Source organism: Streptomyces sp. NPDC085946 (assembly GCF_044540485.1).
GTDB lineage: Bacteria > Actinomycetota > Actinomycetes > Streptomycetales > Streptomycetaceae > Streptomyces.
The window spans coordinates 69439-86981 of record NZ_JBITSF010000007.1 but is presented as its reverse complement, the minus strand read 5'-3'; the positions used below and the strand labels follow the sequence as shown (position 1 = coordinate 86981).

The 17543-nt window shown below is 73.8% G+C and carries 11 protein-coding genes; 8 read left to right on the top strand and 3 right to left on the bottom strand.

Going from position 1 to position 17543, the window contains the following annotated elements; all coding sequences use genetic code 11:
* The first annotated feature begins 47 nt into the window (after window positions 1-47).
* Genes ACIF8T_RS16260 through ACIF8T_RS16245 form a run of 4 tightly spaced genes read left to right on the top strand, consistent with a single transcriptional unit; the run spans window position 48 to window position 7232 of the window.
* Window positions 48-2264, top strand: a complete 2217-nt coding sequence (locus ACIF8T_RS16260) for a 1,4-beta-glucanase (protein WP_400035466.1) — start codon at window positions 48-50, stop codon at window positions 2262-2264.
* On the top strand, window positions 2264-4231 hold the full coding sequence (locus ACIF8T_RS16255; protein WP_400035464.1) for a beta-galactosidase: 1968 nt from the start codon (window positions 2264-2266) through the stop codon (window positions 4229-4231). Before ACIF8T_RS16260 ends, ACIF8T_RS16255 begins: the two co-directional genes overlap by 1 nt.
* Window positions 4228-6483, top strand: a complete 2256-nt coding sequence (locus ACIF8T_RS16250) for a glycosyl hydrolase family 95 catalytic domain-containing protein (protein ID WP_400035462.1) — start codon at window positions 4228-4230, stop codon at window positions 6481-6483. The genes ACIF8T_RS16255 and ACIF8T_RS16250 overlap by 4 nt, the downstream gene beginning before the upstream one ends.
* 35 nt (window positions 6484-6518) lie before the next feature.
* Window positions 6519-7232 carry a hypothetical protein gene (locus ACIF8T_RS16245; RefSeq protein WP_400035460.1) on the top strand — a complete coding sequence of 238 codons (714 nt, stop codon included), beginning with the start codon at window positions 6519-6521 and terminating at the stop codon, window positions 7230-7232.
* Window positions 7233-7305: 73 nt separating this feature from the next.
* Here ACIF8T_RS16245 and ACIF8T_RS16240 read toward each other — a convergent pair whose 3' ends face one another.
* The gene (locus ACIF8T_RS16240; protein ID WP_400035458.1) at window positions 7306-9348 is read right to left on the bottom strand and encodes a TIM-barrel domain-containing protein; all 2043 of its coding nucleotides are present in this window, start codon (window positions 9346-9348) and stop codon (window positions 7306-7308) included.
* Window positions 9349-9436: 88 nt separating this feature from the next.
* A complete protein-coding gene (locus ACIF8T_RS16235) occupies window positions 9437-10450 on the bottom strand; it encodes a LacI family DNA-binding transcriptional regulator (RefSeq protein ID WP_400035456.1) in 1014 nt (337 codons plus the stop codon).
* 400 nt (window positions 10451-10850) lie between these two features.
* Here ACIF8T_RS16235 and ACIF8T_RS16230 point away from each other — a divergent pair, with 400 nt between their 5' ends.
* The 4 genes from ACIF8T_RS16230 (at window position 10851) to ACIF8T_RS16215 (ending at window position 16175) form a co-directional block, all read left to right on the top strand.
* Window positions 10851-12791 (top strand): acyl-CoA dehydrogenase family protein, encoded by a 1941-nt coding sequence (locus tag ACIF8T_RS16230; protein ID WP_400035454.1) that lies wholly within the window; start codon window positions 10851-10853, stop codon window positions 12789-12791.
* A 95-nt stretch (window positions 12792-12886) separates the two neighbouring features.
* Complete coding sequence (gene dxr, locus ACIF8T_RS16225; protein WP_400035452.1) at window positions 12887-14143, top strand: 1-deoxy-D-xylulose-5-phosphate reductoisomerase; 1257 nt, start codon at window positions 12887-12889, stop codon at window positions 14141-14143.
* A gap of 8 nt (window positions 14144-14151) precedes the next feature.
* On the top strand, window positions 14152-15444 hold the full coding sequence (locus tag ACIF8T_RS16220; protein ID WP_400035859.1) for a M50 family metallopeptidase: 1293 nt from the start codon (window positions 14152-14154) through the stop codon (window positions 15442-15444).
* A gap of 128 nt (window positions 15445-15572) precedes the next feature.
* Window positions 15573-16175 carry a response regulator gene (locus ACIF8T_RS16215; RefSeq protein WP_400035450.1) on the top strand — a complete coding sequence of 201 codons (603 nt, stop codon included), beginning with the start codon at window positions 15573-15575 and terminating at the stop codon, window positions 16173-16175.
* On the opposite strand, the gene ACIF8T_RS16210 is transcribed toward ACIF8T_RS16215, so the two are convergent.
* A complete protein-coding gene (locus tag ACIF8T_RS16210) occupies window positions 16116-17276 on the bottom strand; it encodes a sensor histidine kinase (RefSeq protein WP_400035448.1) in 1161 nt (386 codons plus the stop codon). The genes ACIF8T_RS16215 and ACIF8T_RS16210 overlap by 60 nt on opposite strands.
* Between the last annotated feature and the right edge of the window lie 267 nt (window positions 17277-17543).

The following is a 17543-nucleotide window of genomic DNA, read 5'->3' as shown; positions in this document are numbered from 1 at the left end:
CCCGGCCGGTGTCCCCCTTCCCCCCTCCTCACGGAACGAGGTATGTCATGCTCACGTCCCGCATCGGCCGGCGAGCCGTCCTGGCCGGGACCGCGGCCGCCGCCGCGCTCACCGCCGTGCCCCTGCCCGGGCGCGCGCAGGCCGCCGAGGGCGCGGCACGGGCCGCCGCCCGGCCGTACCGCTGGCGCAACGCCGTCATCGGCGGCACCGGCTTCGTCACCGGCGTCCTCTTCCACCCCGCCGTCCGCGGCCTCGCCTACGCCCGCACCGACATCGGCGGCGCCTACCGCTGGGACGACCGCGCCGCGCGCTGGACCCCGCTGACCGACCACCTCGGCTGGGACGACTGGAACCTCCTCGGCGTCGAGGCCATGGCCGTCGACCCCGCCCACCCGGACCGGGTGTACCTCGCCCTCGGCACCTACGCCCAGCCCTGGGCGGGCGACGGCGCCGTGCTGCGGTCCGAGGACCGGGGCGCCACCTGGCGGCGCACCGACCTCACCGTCAAGCTCGGCGCCAACGAGGACGGCCGCGGCTGCGGCGAGCGCCTGCTGGTCGACCCGCGCGACAGCGACACCCTGTGGCTGGGCACCCGGCACGACGGGCTGCTGAGGTCGGCCGACCGGGGCGCCACCTGGCAGCCGGCGCCCTTCCCGGCCGCCCCCTCCGCCACCGGCCAGGGCATCACCCTGCTCGTCGCCGCCGGACGGGCGGTGTACGCCGGCTGGGGCGACTCCGACGGCAGCGCCCCGAACCTGTACCGCACGACCGACGGCACCACCTGGCGGGCCGTCCCCGGACAGCCCGCCGGACCCGCCGCCAAGGTGCCGGTCCGCGCCGCGTACGACCGCCACACCCGCGAGCTGTACGTGACCTACGCGAACGCGCCCGGCCCCAACGGCCAGTCCGACGGCAGCGTGCACAGGCTGCACACCGTCACCGGCCGGTGGACGGAGGTCACGCCCGTCGAGCCGGGCGGCACGACCCCCGACGGCTCCGCCGACACCTTCGGCTACGGCGGGGTCGCCGTCGACGCCCGCCGCCCCGGCACGGTCGTCGTCTCCACCAACAACCGCTGGGCGGCCGTCGACACGGTGTTCCGCTCCACGGACGGCGGCCGCACCTGGACCTCCCTGAAGGACACCGCCGTCCTCGACGTCTCCGAGACGCCCTACCTGAAGTGGGGCGGGGAGCGGCCCAAGTTCGGCTGGTGGATCCAGGCCCTCGCGCTCGACCCGTTCGACTCCCGGCACCTCGTCTTCGGCACCGGCGCCACCCTCTACGGCACCCGGGACCTGAAGCACTGGGCCCCGCAGATCCGCGGCCTGGAGGAGACCTCCGTGCGCCAGCTGATCTCGCCGCCCACCGGCGAGGCGCACCTGATCAGCGGGTCCGGGGACATCGGCGTGCTGTACCACGAGTCCCTCACGGCGTCCCCGTCGCGCGGCATGGCGACGAACCCGGTGACCGGCACGGCGACCGGGCTGGCGCAGGCCGCGCTCAGGCCGTCGTACGTGGTGCGCGCCGGCTGGGGCGACCACGGCAACGGCGCGTCCTCCCGCGACGGCGGCCGGACCTGGGAGCCCTTCGCGAGCCAGCCGGAGACCGCCCGCGACGCGCCGGGCCCGATCGCGGTGAACGCCGACGGCAGCGTGCTGCTGTGGTCCTTCGTGCACTGGGACGGCACCGGGTACGCCGCCCACCGCTCGGCGGACGGCGGGACGACCTGGACGGAGGTGCCCTCCTTCCCGAAGGGCGCCGCACCGGTCGCCGACCCGCTCGACCCCGCGCGCCTCTACGCCTACGACACCGGCACGGGCACGCTGTTCGCCAGCACCGACGGCGGCCGCACCTTCACCGCGCGGGCCACCGGACTGCCCTTCGGGGACAGCCAGTTCAAGCTGGCCGCCGCCCCGGGCCGGACCGGCGACCTGTGGCTGAGCCTGAAGGAGAACGGCCTGTACCGCTCCACCGACGGCGGCACGGCCTTCTCCCGGGTCGGCAGCTGCCGGGCCTCCTACTGCCTCGGCTTCGGCAAGGCCGCCGACGGCGCCTCCTACCCGGCGCTCTACCAGGTCGGCTCCACGCAGGACGTCACCGCCGTCCACCGCTCCGACGACGAGGCGCGCACCTGGGTGCGGATCAACGACGACCGCCACCAGTGGGGCTGGACCGGCGAGGCGATCACCGGCGACCCGCGCGTGTACGGCCGCGTCTACCTCGCCACCAACGGGCGCGGCATCCAGTACGGGGAGCCCGTCTGATGCCGGGCCTCGCCGACGCCGCCCGCGGCCGGATCCTCTTCGGCGGCGACTACAACCCCGAGCAGTGGCCCGAGGAGACCTGGCACGAGGACGTCCGGCTGATGAAGGACGCCCGGGTCAACTCCGTCACCGTCGGCGTCTTCTCCTGGTCGAAGCTCGAACCGGAGCCCGGCGCCCGCGAGTTCGGCTGGCTGGACCGGCTGATGGACCTGCTGCACGACCACGGCATCGGCGTGGTCCTGGCCACCCCCACCTCCGCCCCGCCCCCCTGGCTGGGCCGGCTGCACCCCGACACCCTGCCCCGCACCGAGGACGGCCGCACCGAGTGGTGGGGCGGCCGCCAGCACTTCTCGCACTCCAGCGCCACCTACCGCCGCTGCGCCGCCGCCATCACCGAGGACCTCGCCGCCCGGTACGGCGGCCACCCGGCCCTGACGATGTGGCACATCAACAACGAGTACTGCACCGCCGACTACGGCGACGAGGCCGCGGCCGCCTTCCGCCGCTGGCTGCGGCGCCGCTACGGCACCCTCGACGCCCTCAACACCGCCTGGGGCACCGCCTTCTGGAGCCAGGGCTACGACACCTGGGACGGCATCCTGCCGCCGCGGCTGGCCCACTACCTGCGCAACCCCGCCCAGGTCCTGGACTTCCGGCGCTTCACCTCCGACATGCTCCTGGAGTGCTACACCGCCGAACGCGACATCGTGCGCCGGCACACCCCGCACATCCCGGTCACCACCAACTTCATGCCGCTGTGGTTCGGCCAGGACGCCTGGCGCTGGGCCGGGGAGGAGGACGTCGTCTCCGTCGACCTCTACCCCGACCCGCGCGACCCGCTCGGCGCCCAGAGCGGCGCCCTCGTCCAGGACATGACCCGCTCCCAGGCGCGCGGGCCCTGGATGCTGATGGAACAGGCCGCCGGACCGGTCAACTGGCGGGGCGTGAACCACCCCAAACCGCGCGGTCTGAACCGCCTGTGGTCCCTGCAGGCCGTGGCCCGCGGCGCGGACGCCGTCTGCTACTTCCAGTGGCGCCAGTCCCGCCAGGGCGCGGAGAAGTTCCACTCCGGCATGGTCGGCCACGCGGGGGAGCGGGGCCGCACCTTCCAGGAGGTCAAGGAGCTCGGCGCCGACCTGGCGCGGATCGCCCCGCACGTCACCGGACGGCACAGCCGGGCCGGCATCGCCGTCCTGCACGACTGGCACGCCTGGTGGGCCGCCGCCCAGGAGGCCCGCCCGTCCCGCGAGGTCGACCACGCGGACGTCCTGCGCGCCTGGCACCGCGCCCTGTGGCAGGCCCACCTCACCACCGACTTCGCCCACCCCGAGCACGACCTGTCCGCGTACCGGCTGGTCGTCGTGCCGCAGCTGTACCTGCTCACCGACGCGGCGATCGAGAACCTCCTCGGCTGGGTCCGGCGGGGCGGCACGCTCGTCTGCGGCTTCCTCACCGGCGTCGCCGACGAGGACGACCGGGTGCGGCCCGGCGGCATGGACGCCCGCCTGCGGGAGCTGTTCGGCATCCGCACCCTGCACGAGTGGTGGCCGCTGGAGCCGGGGCAGACCGTCGACTGCGAGGGCTTCGCCGGCACCCTGTGGTCGGAGGAGCTGGAGGCCGACGGCGCCGCCGACGAGACGGTCCCGTACCGCGGCGGAGAGCTCGACGGGCTGCCCGCCGTCCTGCGCAGGGGCCGGGCCTGGTACCTGTCGACGCTCCCGGAGCCGGAGGCGCTGCGCGACCTGCTGGCCCGGATCGCGGCCGGCGCCGGGGTCCGCCCGGAGCTCGACGGCCTCCCGGCGCAGGTCGAGGCCGTCCGACGCGGTGACCTGCTGTTCCTGCTCAACCACGGCCGCGAGCCGGTGACCGTCGCCGTCCCCGGGACGCACCGCGACCTGCTGACGGAGACGGCCGTCACCGACCGGATCACCCTCGGCCGCTACGGCGTGGCGGTGCTGCGGCCATGACCGGCACACCGACCGCCCCGCCGGCCGGCGGACCCGTGCACGGCACCTGGGAGCCGGAGCCGGCCGCCCGCTGGGAGGACGCCTTCCTGAGCGGCAACGGCCACCACGGCACCCTCGTGTCCGGCGACCCGAACGACGACCGCGTGATCGTCACCCATCACACCCTCGTCCGCCCCAACGGCGGCGAGCACGCCCGGCCCCCGCAGCTGGCCGCCGCACTCCCCGGACTGCAACGGCGGTTGCTGGCCGGCGACACCGCCGCCGCCGAGGAGTTCACCGACGGCCGCCCGCTGCAGTGGGTGCAACCGTTCCACCCGGCCTTCCGGATCCGGCTGCGCCGGCCCCCCGGCGACCCGCACCCCTACCGGCGCTCCGTCGACTTCGCCACCGGGGTCGTCGCGGCGCGCTGCGGACAGTGGCGCAGCCACGTCTTCGTCTCCCGCGCCGACGACGTGATCGTCCAGCACGTCACCGCGCCCGGCCCGGCCCTCGACGTCCGCCTGGACCACCGGCTGCCCGGCGCGCCCGCCGCCCTGGGCGTCGGCCACACCGCCGTCCTCACCCCCGAAGGCGCCCTGCTGAGCCTGCGGGCCCGCTACCCGGGCAGCGACCGCGCGTACACCGGCGTCACCCTGGTCGCCGTCACGGGCGGCACGACCACGCTGGCGCCCCCCGGCGCGCGCATCGAGGACGCCCGCTCCGTGCTGCTCCTGACCCGGGTGCGGCGGCACACCGGCGAGCTGGACGTGATCGCGGAGGGCCGCGCCCTGCGCGACCTGCTCGCCGCGGGACGGACCGCGGACGACCCCGCGGAGGGACAGACGTCGTACGACGGCCTCCTCGAGCGCCACCTGGCCCTGCACCGCACGGCCTACCGGCGCGTCACCCTGGACCTCGCCGCCGACCCGGCCGACCGCGCCCTGCCCGGCTCCGAGCTGCTGCGGCGGCCGGACAGCGCCGCCCTGGCCGAGCGGCTGTTCGCCGCCGGCCGCTACCACCTGCTGTCCGCGAGCGGCCTCAACCCGCCCCGCCTCACCGGCCTGTGGACCGGCGACTGGGACACGGCCTGGTCGGGCGCCTTCACCAACGACGCCAACCTCAACCTCCAGACCGCCTCCGCCGCGGCCGCCGCCCTCCCCGAGGTCACCGAGGCGCACGCCGCCCTGATCCACCGCCAGCTGCCGCACTGGAGGGACAACGCCCGCGCGGTCTTCGGCGTCCGGGGCGCCGTCGCCCCCGCCCACACCGACGGCGAGTCGGGCCACGCGTACCACTTCAGCCGCGCCTACCCCCTGCACCTGTGGACCGCCGGCGCCGACTGGCTGCTCAAGCCGCTCGTCGACCACGACGAGACCCGCGGCGCCCGCGACCCGCGCACCGCCGCCGCCCTGGCCGAGACCGCCCGCTTCTACGAGGACTTCCTCACGCACCGGGACGAGGACGGCCACTGGGTCCTCGTCCCCTCCTACTCGCCCGAGAACCGGCCCGCGAACGCGAGCTGGGGCACCCTCAACGCGGCCATGGACCTCTCCGCGGCCCGCCACGCCCTGCGCACGGCCGCCGACTACCACCCGGACACCCCGGACGCCGCCCGCTGGCGCGCCCTCGCCGACGGGCTGCCGCCGCACCGCGTCAACCAGGACGGCGCCCTCGCCGAGTGGGCCTGGCCGGGCCTGGAGGACTCCTACGACCACCGCCACCTCAGCCACCTCTACGGCGTCTGGCCGCTGGAGGAGATCACCCCCTACGACACCCCGGAGCTCGCGGCCGCCGCCCACCGCGCCCTCGCCCTGCGCGGCGCCGAGAACGACTCCGCCCACGGCCACCTGCACCACGCCCTGATCGCGGCCCGGCTCCGGGACGCCGGCCGCGTCGCCCACGCCCTCGGCCAGGTCCTCGGCGGCGACTTCTTCCACGCCTCGCTGATGAGCGCGCACTACCCGCGCCGCGACGTCTACAACGCCGACGCCGCGCACACCCTGCCCGCCGTCCTGATCGAGATGCTGGTGCAGTCCACCCCCGACCGGCTGGTCCTGCTGCCCGCGCTGCCGCCGGCGTACCCGAGCGGCGCGCTGCGCGGGGTGCGCACCCGGTTCGGGGCCGGACTGGACCTCACCTGGGGCCCGGACGGCGTCACCGCGGTCCTGCGCCCCACCCGCAGCCACCGCGTCGAACTCCGGACTTCCTCCGGCGCCCGGCCGCTCGACCTGGTCGCCGGAGAAGACCACGTCCTCCGCCTGGAGGCGTGGTGACCCCCCGCAATCCCCCCACCCATGGAAGGGACACCATGGCAGCACGCACACGGACCACGATCGTCAAGGCCCTGCTGGCCCCGGCCCTCGCGCTGGGCGCCACCGTCGGCCTCGCCGCCGCCCCCGCCCAGGCCGCCGTCTGGAACTCCTGCGACCAGTGGGGCAACACGTCCCTGAACGGCTACACCCTCTACAACAACATCTGGGGCTCCGGCGCCGGCAGCCAGTGCGTCTGGGCCAACTCCGGCACCAACTGGGGCGTGTGGGCCGACCACCCCGACACCGGCGGCATCAAGTCCTACCCCAACGCCAAGAAGGTGATCAACAAGCCGATCACCTCCCTCACCTCGCTCACCAGCAGCTACAACGTCACCGTCCCGTCGTCCGGCGCGTACAACACGTCCTACGACATCTGGGACACCGACTACGACTACGAGATCATGCTCTGGGTCAACCACAACGGCGCCGTCGGGCCGCTCGGCACCTCCCAGGGCTCCGTCACCCTCGGCGGCCACACCTGGAACGTCTACAAGGGGAACAACGGCGCCAACGAGGTCTTCTCGTTCCTGCGCACCTCGGACTCGAACTCCGGCACCGTGAACATCCTGCCGATCCTGAAGTGGATCAAGGACACCAAGGGCTGGATGGGCAACGAGACCATCGGCGACGTGCAGTTCGGCTACGAGATCACCTCCTCGTCCGGCGGCCTGAACTTCACCACCAACAACCTGACCGTCAGCGGCGGCTGACCCGGGCAGGGCAGGAGACCAGGGCAGGAAAGGGGGGCCGGTCCCGTGCGGGACCGGCCCCCCTCGCGCGTCCTCACTCCGCGATCGGCAGCCGCGCCCCGTCCCGCAGGAACAGCGGAAGGCGGTCCAGCGGCGCGTCGACCGTCACGCACCGCCCGCCCTCGTACGTCTCGCCCGTCCACGCGTCCGTCCAGCGCGTCCCCGCCGGGAGGTAGGCCGTGCGGGCGGTGGCGCCCGCCGTCAGCACCGGCGCGACCAGCAGGTCGGGACCGAACAGGTAGGCGTCGTCGATCGACCAGGCCGCGGGGTCGCCCGGGAACTCCAGGAACAGCGGCCGCATGACGGGCAGCCCCTCCTCGTGGGCCGCGCGCATCGCGTCCAGCACGTACGGCCGCAGCCGCTCGCGCAGCCGCAGGTACTTCTCCAGGATCGCGCCGGCCTCCTCGCCGTACGACCACACCTCGTTGGGGCCGCCGGTCATCTCCGGGCCCAGCGGCATCCCCGGGTCGCGGAAGCCGTGCAGGCGCATCAGCGGGGACAGCGCGCCGAACTGGAACCAGCGGACCATCACCTCCCGGTACGCCGGGTCGTCCGGGTCGCCGCCGTGGAAGCCGCCGATGTCGGTGTTCCACCAGGGGATGCCCGACAGGGCCGTGTTGAGGCCGGCCGCGATCTGGCGGCGCAGGGTCGCGAAGTCGGTGCCGATGTCACCCGACCACAGGGCGGCGCCGTGGCGCTGGCTGCCCGCCCACGCCGAGCGGTTCAGCGTGATCACCTCGTCCTGCCCGCAGGCGCGCAGGCCCTCGGCGAAGGTGCGGGCGTTCTCGGCCGGGTAGAGGTTGCCGACCTCCAGGCCCGGGCCCGCCCAGTACCGCAGGTTCTCCGAGAAGCCGGGCTTCAGCTCCGGCTCGCAGGCGTCCAGCCAGAAGGCCGTGATGCCGTACGGCAGCAGGTAGTTGTCCCGCACGCGCGACCACACGAACTCCCGGGCCTCGGGGTTGGTGGCGTCGTAGAAGGCGACCTGGACCGTCGAGGCGACCTCCTTGTCGGGCCAGTCGGCGTGCGCCATCGGGCCGTACTGGGTGCCGATGAAGTAGCCGCGCTGCTCCATCACCGGGTGGTTCTCCGACAGGGGGGACACCGACGGCCACACCGAGACGACCAGCTTGACGCCGAGCTCGTCCAGCTCGCGCACCATGGCCGCCGGGTCCGGCCACTCCTTCGGGTCGAACTTCCACTCGCCCAGGTGCGTCCAGTGGAAGAAGTCGCAGACGATCGCCGCGAGGGGCAGGCCGCGCCGCTTGTACTCCCGTGCCACGGCGAGGAGTTCGTCCTGGGTGCGGTAGCGCAGCTTGCACTGCCAGAAGCCCGCCGCCCACTCCGGCAGCATCGGGCTGCGGCCGGTCACCGCGCTGTAGCGGCGCTGCCCGGCGGCCGGGTCGCCCGCGGTGATCCAGTAGTCGATCTGCCGGGCCGAGTCCGCCACCCACCGGGTGCCGTTGTGGGCCAGCTCCACCCGGCCGATCGCCGGGTTGTTCCACAGCAGGGTGTAGCCCCGGCTGGAGGTGAGCACCGGGATGGCGACCTCGGCGTTGCGCTGCACCAGGTCGACGACCAGGCCCTTCTGGTCCAGCCGTCCGTGCTGGTGCTGCCCGAGGCCGTACAGCTTCTCGTCGTCGTAGGCGGCGAAGCGCTGCTCCAGCCGGTGGTGGCCGTTGCCGACGGCGGTGTACAGGCGCGGGCCGGGCCACCAGAAGTGGGCGCGCTCCTCGGCCAGCAGCTCGGCGCCGTCGTCGGTGCGCGTGAAGCGGACCACGCCCTCGGCGTCGACCTCGGCGGTCAGCGCGCCGACGGTCAGCCGCCCCCGCCCGTCCTCGATCTTCACGGTGGACGGCGCCGGGGGAGCCTCGTCGAGCAGCGCGCCCGGCAGCCCCTCCAGCACCGGGCCGCCGAGCCGGGCCCGCACCCGGACCGCGTCCGGTCCCCACGGTTCTATGCGGACGGTCTCCTGGCGGCCGCTCCACTCCAGCGCCCCGTCGCGCTCACGGAAGGTGCCGACGGTGGGCGAGGACTGGGCGAGGCTGACCTTGGGCTGGATCTCGGCAGGCTGGTTCACGAGGCGTGCTCCTGGAGGAGGGCAGACAGGGGGGTGCCCTGGCGGGGGCCGGGCGGTGGTGCGCGAACGGGACCTGAGCGGGGCGTGCCTACGGCCGGGCGGGCGCCGGCCCGGAGCTGGCCCGCACCGTCAGCTCGGGCGCGATCAGCACGACCTCGTCGCTGCCGCGCCCGTCGAACTTGGCGACCAGGTGTTCCACGGCGTGCCGGCCCATCTCCTGCGCGGGGATGGCGACCGACGTCAGCCGCACCGAGGCCTGCGTGGCGACCTGGTCCGGGCAGACCGCGACCACCGACACGTCCTCGGGCACGGCCCTGCCCTGCTGCCGCAGCAGGGCGAGCAGCGGCTCCACGGCCGACTCGTTCTGCACGACGAACCCGGTGGTGCCCGGCCGTTCGTCGAGGATCCGGGCGAGCGTCACGGCCATCGCGTCGTACCCGCCCTCGCAGGGCCGGTGCAGCAGCCGCACGCCCAGCTCCCGCGCGCGGGTGCGCAGCCCGTCCAGGGTGCGCACGGCGAAACCGGTGTGCCGCTCGTAGACCGCGGGGGCCTCGCCGATGACGGCGACGTCACGGTGGCCCAGCGTCGCCAGGTGCTCCACGCACAGCGCGCCCGTCGCCCGGAAGTCGAGGTCGACGCAGGTCAGACCGGTGGTGTCGGCCGGCAGTCCGATCAGGACCGACGGCTCGTCCGTCGCCCGCAGCAGCGGCAGCCGCTCGTCGTCGAGCTCGACGTCCATCAGGATCATGCCGTCGGCGAGCCCGCTGCCGGTGACGCGGCGCACCGCGTCGGGGCCCTCCTCGCCGGTGAGCAGCAGCACGTCGTACCCGTGCCCGCGGGCCGTGGTGGCCACCGCGATGGCGATCTCCATCATCACCGGCACGTACATGTCGGTGCGCAGCGGGACCATCAGCGCGATGATGTTGGACCTGCTGCTGGCCAGGGCGCGGGCCCCGGCGTTCGGGTGGTACCCGAGCTCGCGGATGCTCCGCTCGACCCGCTGCCGGGTGGTCGCGGAGATGGACCGCTTGCCGCTGAGGACATAGCTCACCGTGCTCGCCGAGACTCCGGCGTGCTGGGCGACCTCGGCGAGGGTGACCATCCAGCTCTCCAAGCTTTGTGAAGCGCTTCGACAGTGCGCGTGAGCGATAACCGTGGGGGAGGGTGATTCCGACAGTAGCTCCAGCGGGAGTGGGTGTCCATAGGCTGTCGAAGCGCTTCGATACCGAATTCCCGCAACGGTCCCCTGCCGTGTCCCGCGCGGCCGCCGCGCCCACCTTGTCGCACCCCCGGCCACCCCCACCAGGCCCCCGTCCGGCGCAGCCGGCCCCCGCCCGGCCCGCCGTGGGCCGGATGGCCGCACGCAGGGTGGCCGGACCACCCGGGATCGGGTACACACGATCGAGTAGCCCCGGTCAGCAGCGTACGTCCGTCCGATCACCTTGCGTGAGCGGACGAGGCGTCCGTCCCCACCCGTACCGATTCGCGGCGAGGTGAGCCTCATGTCCGCAGTACCCGAGTCTCCGTCCCGACCCACCGTCACCGAACGTGAGGCCCGCCAGGTCGCCGAGGCCGCCCGGGAACAGGCCTGGCGCAAGCCCAGCTTCGCCAAGGAACTGTTCCTCGGGCGCCTCCGGCTCGACCTCATCCACCCCCACCCGCTGCCCGCCGACGAGACCGCCCAGCGCGGCGAGGAGTTCCTCGCCAAGCTCCGCGACTTCTGCGAGACGAAGGTCGACGGTGCCCTCATCGAGCGCGAGGGCCGCATCCCCGACGCGGTGATCACCGGGCTCAAGGAGCTCGGCGCGCTCGGCATGAAGATCGACACCAAGTACGGCGGCCTCGGCCTCGGGCAGGTCTACTACAACAAGGCGCTCACCCTGGCCGGCTCGGCCAGCCCCGCCATCGGCGTGCTGCTGTCCGCGCACCAGTCGATCGGCGTGCCCCAGCCGCTGAAGCTGTTCGGCACCCCGGAGCAGAAGGAGCGGTTCCTGCCGCGCTGCGCCCGCACCGACATCAGCGCCTTCCTGCTGACCGAGCCCGACGTCGGCTCCGACCCCGCCCGCCTCGCCATGACGGCCGTGCCGGACGGCGACGAGTACGTCCTCGACGGGGTGAAGCTGTGGACCACCAACGGCGTGGTCGCCGACCTCCTCGTGGTCATGGCCCGGGTCCCCGAGGGCGAGGGCCACCCGGGCGGCATCACCGCCTTCGTCGTCGAGACCAACTCGCCCGGCATCACCGTCGAGAACCGCAACGCCTTCATGGGCCTGCGCGGCATCGAGAACGGCGTCACCCGCTTCCACCGGGTCCGGGTGCCCGCCGCCCACCGCATCGGCGCCGAGGGCCAGGGCCTGAAGATCGCCCTGACCACGCTCAACACCGGGCGGCTGTCCCTGCCCGCGTCCTGCGTCGCGGCCGGCAAGTGGTGCCTGAAGATCGCCCGGGAGTGGTCGGCGGCCCGCGAGCAGTGGGGCAAGCCCATCGCCCACCACGAGGCCGTCGGCTCCAAGATCTCCTTCATCGCGGCCACCACCTTCGCCCTGGAGGCCGTCTCCACCCTGTCCTCCCAGATGGCCGACGAGGACCGCAACGACATCCGCATCGAGGGCGCGCTCGCCAAGCTGTACGCCTCCGAGATGGGCTGGAGGATCGCCGACGAGCTGGTCCAGATCCGCGGCGGCCGCGGCTTCGAGACCGCCGAGTCGCTGCGGGCCCGCGGCGAGCGCGCGGTGCCCGCCGAGCAGATCCTGCGCGACCTGCGCATCAACCGGATCTTCGAGGGCTCCACCGAGATCATGCACCTGCTGATCGCGCGCGAGGCCGTCGACGCCCACCTCTCGGTCGCCGGCGACCTCATCGACCCGGAGAAGTCCCTGCCGGACAAGGCCCGGGCCGGCGCGAACGCGGGCCTGTTCTACGCCAAGTGGCTGCCCAGGCTCGTCGCGGGACCGGGGCAGCTGCCGGGCTCGTACGGCGAGTTCAAGCGCGAGGTGGACCTCTCGGTGCACCTGCGGTACGTCGAGCGCACCGCCCGCAAGCTGGCCCGCTCCACCTTCTACGGAATGTCCCGCTGGCAGGGCCGGATGGAGACCAAGCAGGGCTTCCTCGGCCGGATCGTCGACATCGGCGCCGAGCTGTTCGCGATGAGCGCGGCCTGCGTGCGCGCCGAGCTGCTGCGCGGCCAGGGCGACCACGGCCGCGAGGCCTACCAGCTCGCCGACGTCTTCTGCCGCCAGGCCCGCATCCGGATCGAGGAGCTCTTCACCCGCCTGTGGAACAACACCGACGACCTCGACCGCACCGTGGTCAAGGGCGTGCTGTCCGGCACGTACGCGTGGCTGGAGGAGGGCGTCGTCGACCCGTCGGGGGACGGGCCGTGGATCGCGGACGCCCGCCCGGGCGCGTCCCAGCGGGAGAACGTGCACCGGCCGATCGGGTGACCGGCCCCCACAGGGGCGCGCGCCGGTGCGGCGCGCGCCCCCGCGGGGAGGGACGCGCTGTCCTCGCGGCACCGCGGTGCGGCCACAATGGGGGGATGAGCGACTCTCCAGCCCCCCTCGCCGACCCGCACCTCGTGTACGACCCCCTGGCGGGAGACGGCCCCAAGGACGTGGTGATCCTCGGCTCCACCGGATCGATCGGCACCCAGGCCATCGACCTCGTGCTGCGCCACCCGGACCGCTTCCGCGTCACCGGCCTGTCCGCCAACGGCGGCCGGGTCGCCCTCCTCGCCGAGCAGGCCCACCGGCTGCGGGTGCGGACCGTGGCGGTGGCCCGCGAGGACGTCGTACCGGCCCTGCGCGAGGCGCTCGGCGCCTGGTACGGGCCGGGGGAGCCGCTCCCCGAGATCCTCGCCGGACCTCAGGCGGCCACGCAGCTGGCCGCCTCCGACTGCCACACGGTGCTGAACGGCATCACCGGCTCCATCGGCCTCGCCCCGACCCTGGCCGCCCTGGAGGCGGGCCGCACCCTCGCGCTCGCCAACAAGGAGTCGCTCATCGTGGGCGGCCCGCTGGTCAAGGCCCTCGCCAAGCCCGGGCAGATCATCCCGGTCGACTCCGAGCACGCCGCCCTCTTCCAGGCGCTGGCCGCCGGCACCCGCGCCGACGTGCGCAAACTGGTCGTCACCGCCTCGGGAGGCCCCTTCCGCGGCCGCACCCGGGAGGAGCTGGCGCGGGTCACCGTCGAGGACGCCCTCGCCCACCCCACCTGGGCGATGGGCCCGGTCATCACGATCAACTCCGCGACCCTCGTCAACAAGGGCCTGGAGGTGATCGAGGCCCACCTGCTCTACGACATTCCCTTCGACCGCATTGAGGTGGTCGTGCACCCGCAGTCGTATGTCCACTCGATGGTTGAGTTCACGGATGGATCGACACTGGCCCAGGCGACCCCGCCCGACATGCGCGGGCCCATCGCCATCGGCCTCGGCTGGCCCGAACGCGTCCCGGACGCCGCTCCCGCCTTCGACTGGAGCCGGGCGTCGACCTGGGAGTTCTTCCCGCTCGACGACGAGGCGTTCCCCTCGGTGAACCTCGCCCGGCACGTCGGCGAGCTCGCGGGCACCGCCCCGGCGGTGTTCAACGCGGCCAACGAGGAGTGCGTCGAGGCGTTCCGCGCGGGCGCGCTGCCGTACCTCAGGATCATCGAGACCGTCACGCGGGTGGTCGAGGAGCACGGCACCCCGCGCACGGGAACCTCGCTGACCGTGTCGGACGTCCTCGAAGCGGAGACCTGGGCGCGGACGCGGGCCCGGGAACTGGCGGCACAGACGGCGGAGGCCCGTGCATGACGACCCTGATGTTCATCCTCGGCATAGTCGTCTTCGCCGTCGGCCTGCTCTTCTCGATCGCCTGGCACGAGCTGGGGCACCTGTCCACCGCCAAGATGTTCGGCATCCGCGTGCCGCAGTACATGGTCGGCTTCGGCCCGACGATCTGGTCGCGCAGGAGGGGCGAGACCGAGTACGGCCTCAAGGCGATCCCGTTCGGCGGCTACATCCGCATGATCGGCATGTTCCCGCCCGGCCCGGACGGCCGCCTGGAGGCCCGCTCCACCTCGCCGTGGCGCGGCATGATCGAGGACGCCCGCTCCGCCGCGTTTGAGGAGCTCAGGCCGGGCGACGAGACCCGGCTGTTCTACACGCGCGCGCCGTGGAAGCGGGTCGTCGTGATGTTCGCGGGCCCCTTCATGAACCTGATCCTGGCGGTGGTGCTGTTCCTCACCGTGCTGATGGGCTTCGGCATCACCCAGCAGACCACCACCGTCGCCTCCGTCTCCCGGTGCGTCATCGCGCAGAGCGAGAACCGCGACGACTGCCAGGCGTCCGACCCGGCCTCCCCGGCCGCCGCGGCGGGCCTGAAGGCACGTGACGAGATCGTCTCCTTCAACGGCGTGCGCACCGAGAACTGGGACGAGCTGTCCGACCTCATCCGCGCCAACCCCGGCAAGGAGGTGCCGATCGTCGTCGAGCGCGGCGGCGAGCAGGTGACCCTGCACGCGAAGATCGCCACCAACCAGGTCGCCAAGAAGGACGGCAACGGCCAGGTCGTCGAGGGCGAGTACGTCACCGCCGGCTTCCTCGGCTTCAGCGCGGCCACCGGCGTGGTCAAGCAGGACTTCGACGAGTCCGTCGCCTGGATGGGCGACCGGATCGGCGAGGCCGTCGACTCCCTCGCCGCCCTGCCCGGCAAGGTCCCGGCCCTGTGGGACGCGGCCTTCGGCGACGGCCCGCGCGAACCCGACTCCCCGATGGGCGTGGTCGGCGCGGCCCGGGTCGGCGGCGAGATCGCCACCCTGGACATCCCGGCGACGCAGCAGCTGGCGATGTTCGTCATGCTCGTGGCCGGATTCAACCTCTCCCTGTTCCTGTTCAACATGCTCCCGCTGCTGCCGCTCGACGGCGGCCACATCGCGGGCGCCCTGTGGGAGTCGCTGCGCCGCACCACCGCGAAGGTGCTGCGCCGGCCCGACCCCGGCCCGTTCGACGTGGCGAAGCTCATGCCCGTCGCCTACGTGGTGGCGGGGATCTTCGTCTGCTTCACCCTGCTCGTGCTGGTCGCGGACGTGGTCAATCCGGTGCGCATCTCCTGACGGCCCTCCGGCCGCTCACCGCGGCGGACGGGGAGCGGGCCCGGCTCCGGCCGGCCCGCTCCCGCGGTATTCGGCCGCCTTCCACCGGCGGGCTCGCGTTCACGCCTCGGGCGCGGAGCATCCTCTTCATGATCGACATCCTGGTCGTGGAAGACATGCAGGTGGTCCGGGCGGGTCTGGTCGCCCTGCTCGACGGTGAGTTCGGCATGCGGGTCGTGGCGCAGGCGGCCGACGCGGCCGAGGCCCTGGCCGTCGTCGACCGCGCGGCCCCGGACGTCGCCCTGCTCGACATCGACCTGCCGGGCATGGACGGTCTGGCGCTGGCCCGTGAACTGGCCGAGCGGGCACCGGCCTGCCGGACCGTCATGCTCACGGCGCTGGACCGGCCCGGCCACGTGCGGCGCGCCGTGGACGCGGGCGTGTCGGGCTACGTGCTGAAGACCGTCTCGCCCAGGGAACTCGCGGCCGCCGTCCGCACGGCCGCCGACGGCGGCCGGGTGATCGAGCCCCCCGGACTCGTCGACTCGGCGGGCTCCGCGACCCCCCTGACCCCGCGCGAGGCCGAGGTGCTCAGGCTCGCCGCGAGCGGCGCCGACCCGCGGACCATCGCCGGCGACCTCTTCCTCAGCGTCGGCACCGTGCGCAACCGCCTGTCCTCCGCCGTGGGCAAGCTACACGCGCGCACGCTGGTGGACGCCGTCCGTATCGCCGAACGGCACGGATGGATCTAACGGAAGCCGGGCCGCCAGGAGGAAACGTCCCTGCGCTGCCCGCACCTCCAGCGTCCCGCCCAGGGCCAGGGCGCGCAGCCGCAGGCCCGCCAGCCCGCTGCCGTGCCGGGCGGACACGGGCGAGGACGGCACACCGTCGTTGGCGATGGCCAGCCGGACCTGGGACCGGTACACCGTCACCTCGATGCTGCACCACGTCGCACGGCTGTGCTGCAGGACGTTGCCGAGGCCCTCCCGCAGCACGGCCACCAGGCAGTGGCTCACCGGACCCGGGACCTCGGGCAGCGGCGTGGTGGTGAGGCGCGTGATGATCCCCGCCTGCACCAGCACCCGCCGGGCGTGGCCGAGCTCCGTGCGCAGGTGCGCGACGACCCGGTCCGCGGCGATGCCCCGCACCTCCGCGTGAGCGCGCCGGGCGAGCGCCGCGATCTCGCTCAGCACCTGGTGCCCCGGGGCGGTGGACGGCATGCCGCGCAGGGCGCTCTCGCTCTGCACGGCGATGGAGACGAGCGAGGATCCGAGCAGGTCGTGCAGCTCCTGGGCCATGCGCGCCCGCTCCCGGTACTCCGCCAGGCGCGCCGCCTGTGCCTGCGACGCCTGGAGACGGGCGACGAGCAGGGCCAGGTGGACGACCGCGTACACCGCGCTCCCGGTGATCAGGGCGGACACCAGCACGCTCATGCCGCTGCGGTGCGTGCTGACCAGACTGCTGTGCACCAGGGCCGGGCCGCTGGCCGTGACCGCCAGCGCGATCACCACGGACGCGGGCCGGGGCACGGTGAGCAGCACGGCTCCGGCCAGGAACCCCAGCAGGCTCAGCCACGAGCGTTCGAAGGCCAGGACCGGCAGGTAGGTCATCAGCGCCTGCAGACCGAGCAGGACCCAGCGCCACCGGTACGGGAGGCGGTAGGGCGGCGGCGCGTACTGCCCGAGCAGGACCGCCGGGAGCAGGAGCAGCAGCACGATTCCGGTGACGAGCGTCCCCCTGCTCAGGGGCTGGGCGAGGACCTCCACGGCCAGCAGCACGAGCGAGCCGCTGACCAGGAGGGCGAGCGAGGTCAGCGCGACCCCGTTCGCCTGGGACAGACGTGCCCTGCGCATCACGACGTTGCTCCCCCCACTTCGGTGCTCCGGCCACGCTCCCGGTGCCAGGTGTCCCGTCAGGCAGCCCCTATCCCCGCACTCCCGTGCGAAAGCGTACGGCGGTGCGGGACATGAGAGGAGGTGCGGGGGAACTCGTGAAGATCTCACTTCCTTGGTGATCGGGAAAATGATCCGATCGGGCGGCTCTTTCCTTCGAATCACCAAGGGGTACCTGCCCGATGAGACATCCCGCGCCCCCACCGCCGGAGTGGGAAGGCTCCGTCC

Excerpts from the sequence above, each read along its gene's own strand:
- ACIF8T_RS16230 (WP_400035454.1), top strand. The coding sequence starts at position 10,851 with ATGTCCGCAGTACCCGAGTCTCCGTCCCGACCCACCGTCACCGAACGT.
- ACIF8T_RS16210 (WP_400035448.1), bottom strand. The coding sequence starts at position 17,276 with ATGCGCAGGGCACGTCTGTCCCAGGCGAACGGGGTCGCGCTGACCTCG.
- ACIF8T_RS16215 (WP_400035450.1), top strand. The coding sequence starts at position 15,573 with ATGATCGACATCCTGGTCGTGGAAGACATGCAGGTGGTCCGGGCGGGT.
- ACIF8T_RS16220 (WP_400035859.1), top strand. The coding sequence starts at position 14,152 with ATGTTCATCCTCGGCATAGTCGTCTTCGCCGTCGGCCTGCTCTTCTCG.
- ACIF8T_RS16235 (WP_400035456.1), bottom strand. The coding sequence starts at position 10,450 with ATGGTCACCCTCGCCGAGGTCGCCCAGCACGCCGGAGTCTCGGCGAGC.
- dxr (WP_400035452.1), top strand. The coding sequence starts at position 12,887 with ATGAGCGACTCTCCAGCCCCCCTCGCCGACCCGCACCTCGTGTACGAC.
- ACIF8T_RS16250 (WP_400035462.1), top strand. The coding sequence starts at position 4,228 with ATGACCGGCACACCGACCGCCCCGCCGGCCGGCGGACCCGTGCACGGC.
- ACIF8T_RS16260 (WP_400035466.1), top strand. The coding sequence starts at position 48 with ATGCTCACGTCCCGCATCGGCCGGCGAGCCGTCCTGGCCGGGACCGCG.
- ACIF8T_RS16255 (WP_400035464.1), top strand. The coding sequence starts at position 2,264 with ATGCCGGGCCTCGCCGACGCCGCCCGCGGCCGGATCCTCTTCGGCGGC.
- ACIF8T_RS16245 (WP_400035460.1), top strand. The coding sequence starts at position 6,519 with ATGGCAGCACGCACACGGACCACGATCGTCAAGGCCCTGCTGGCCCCG.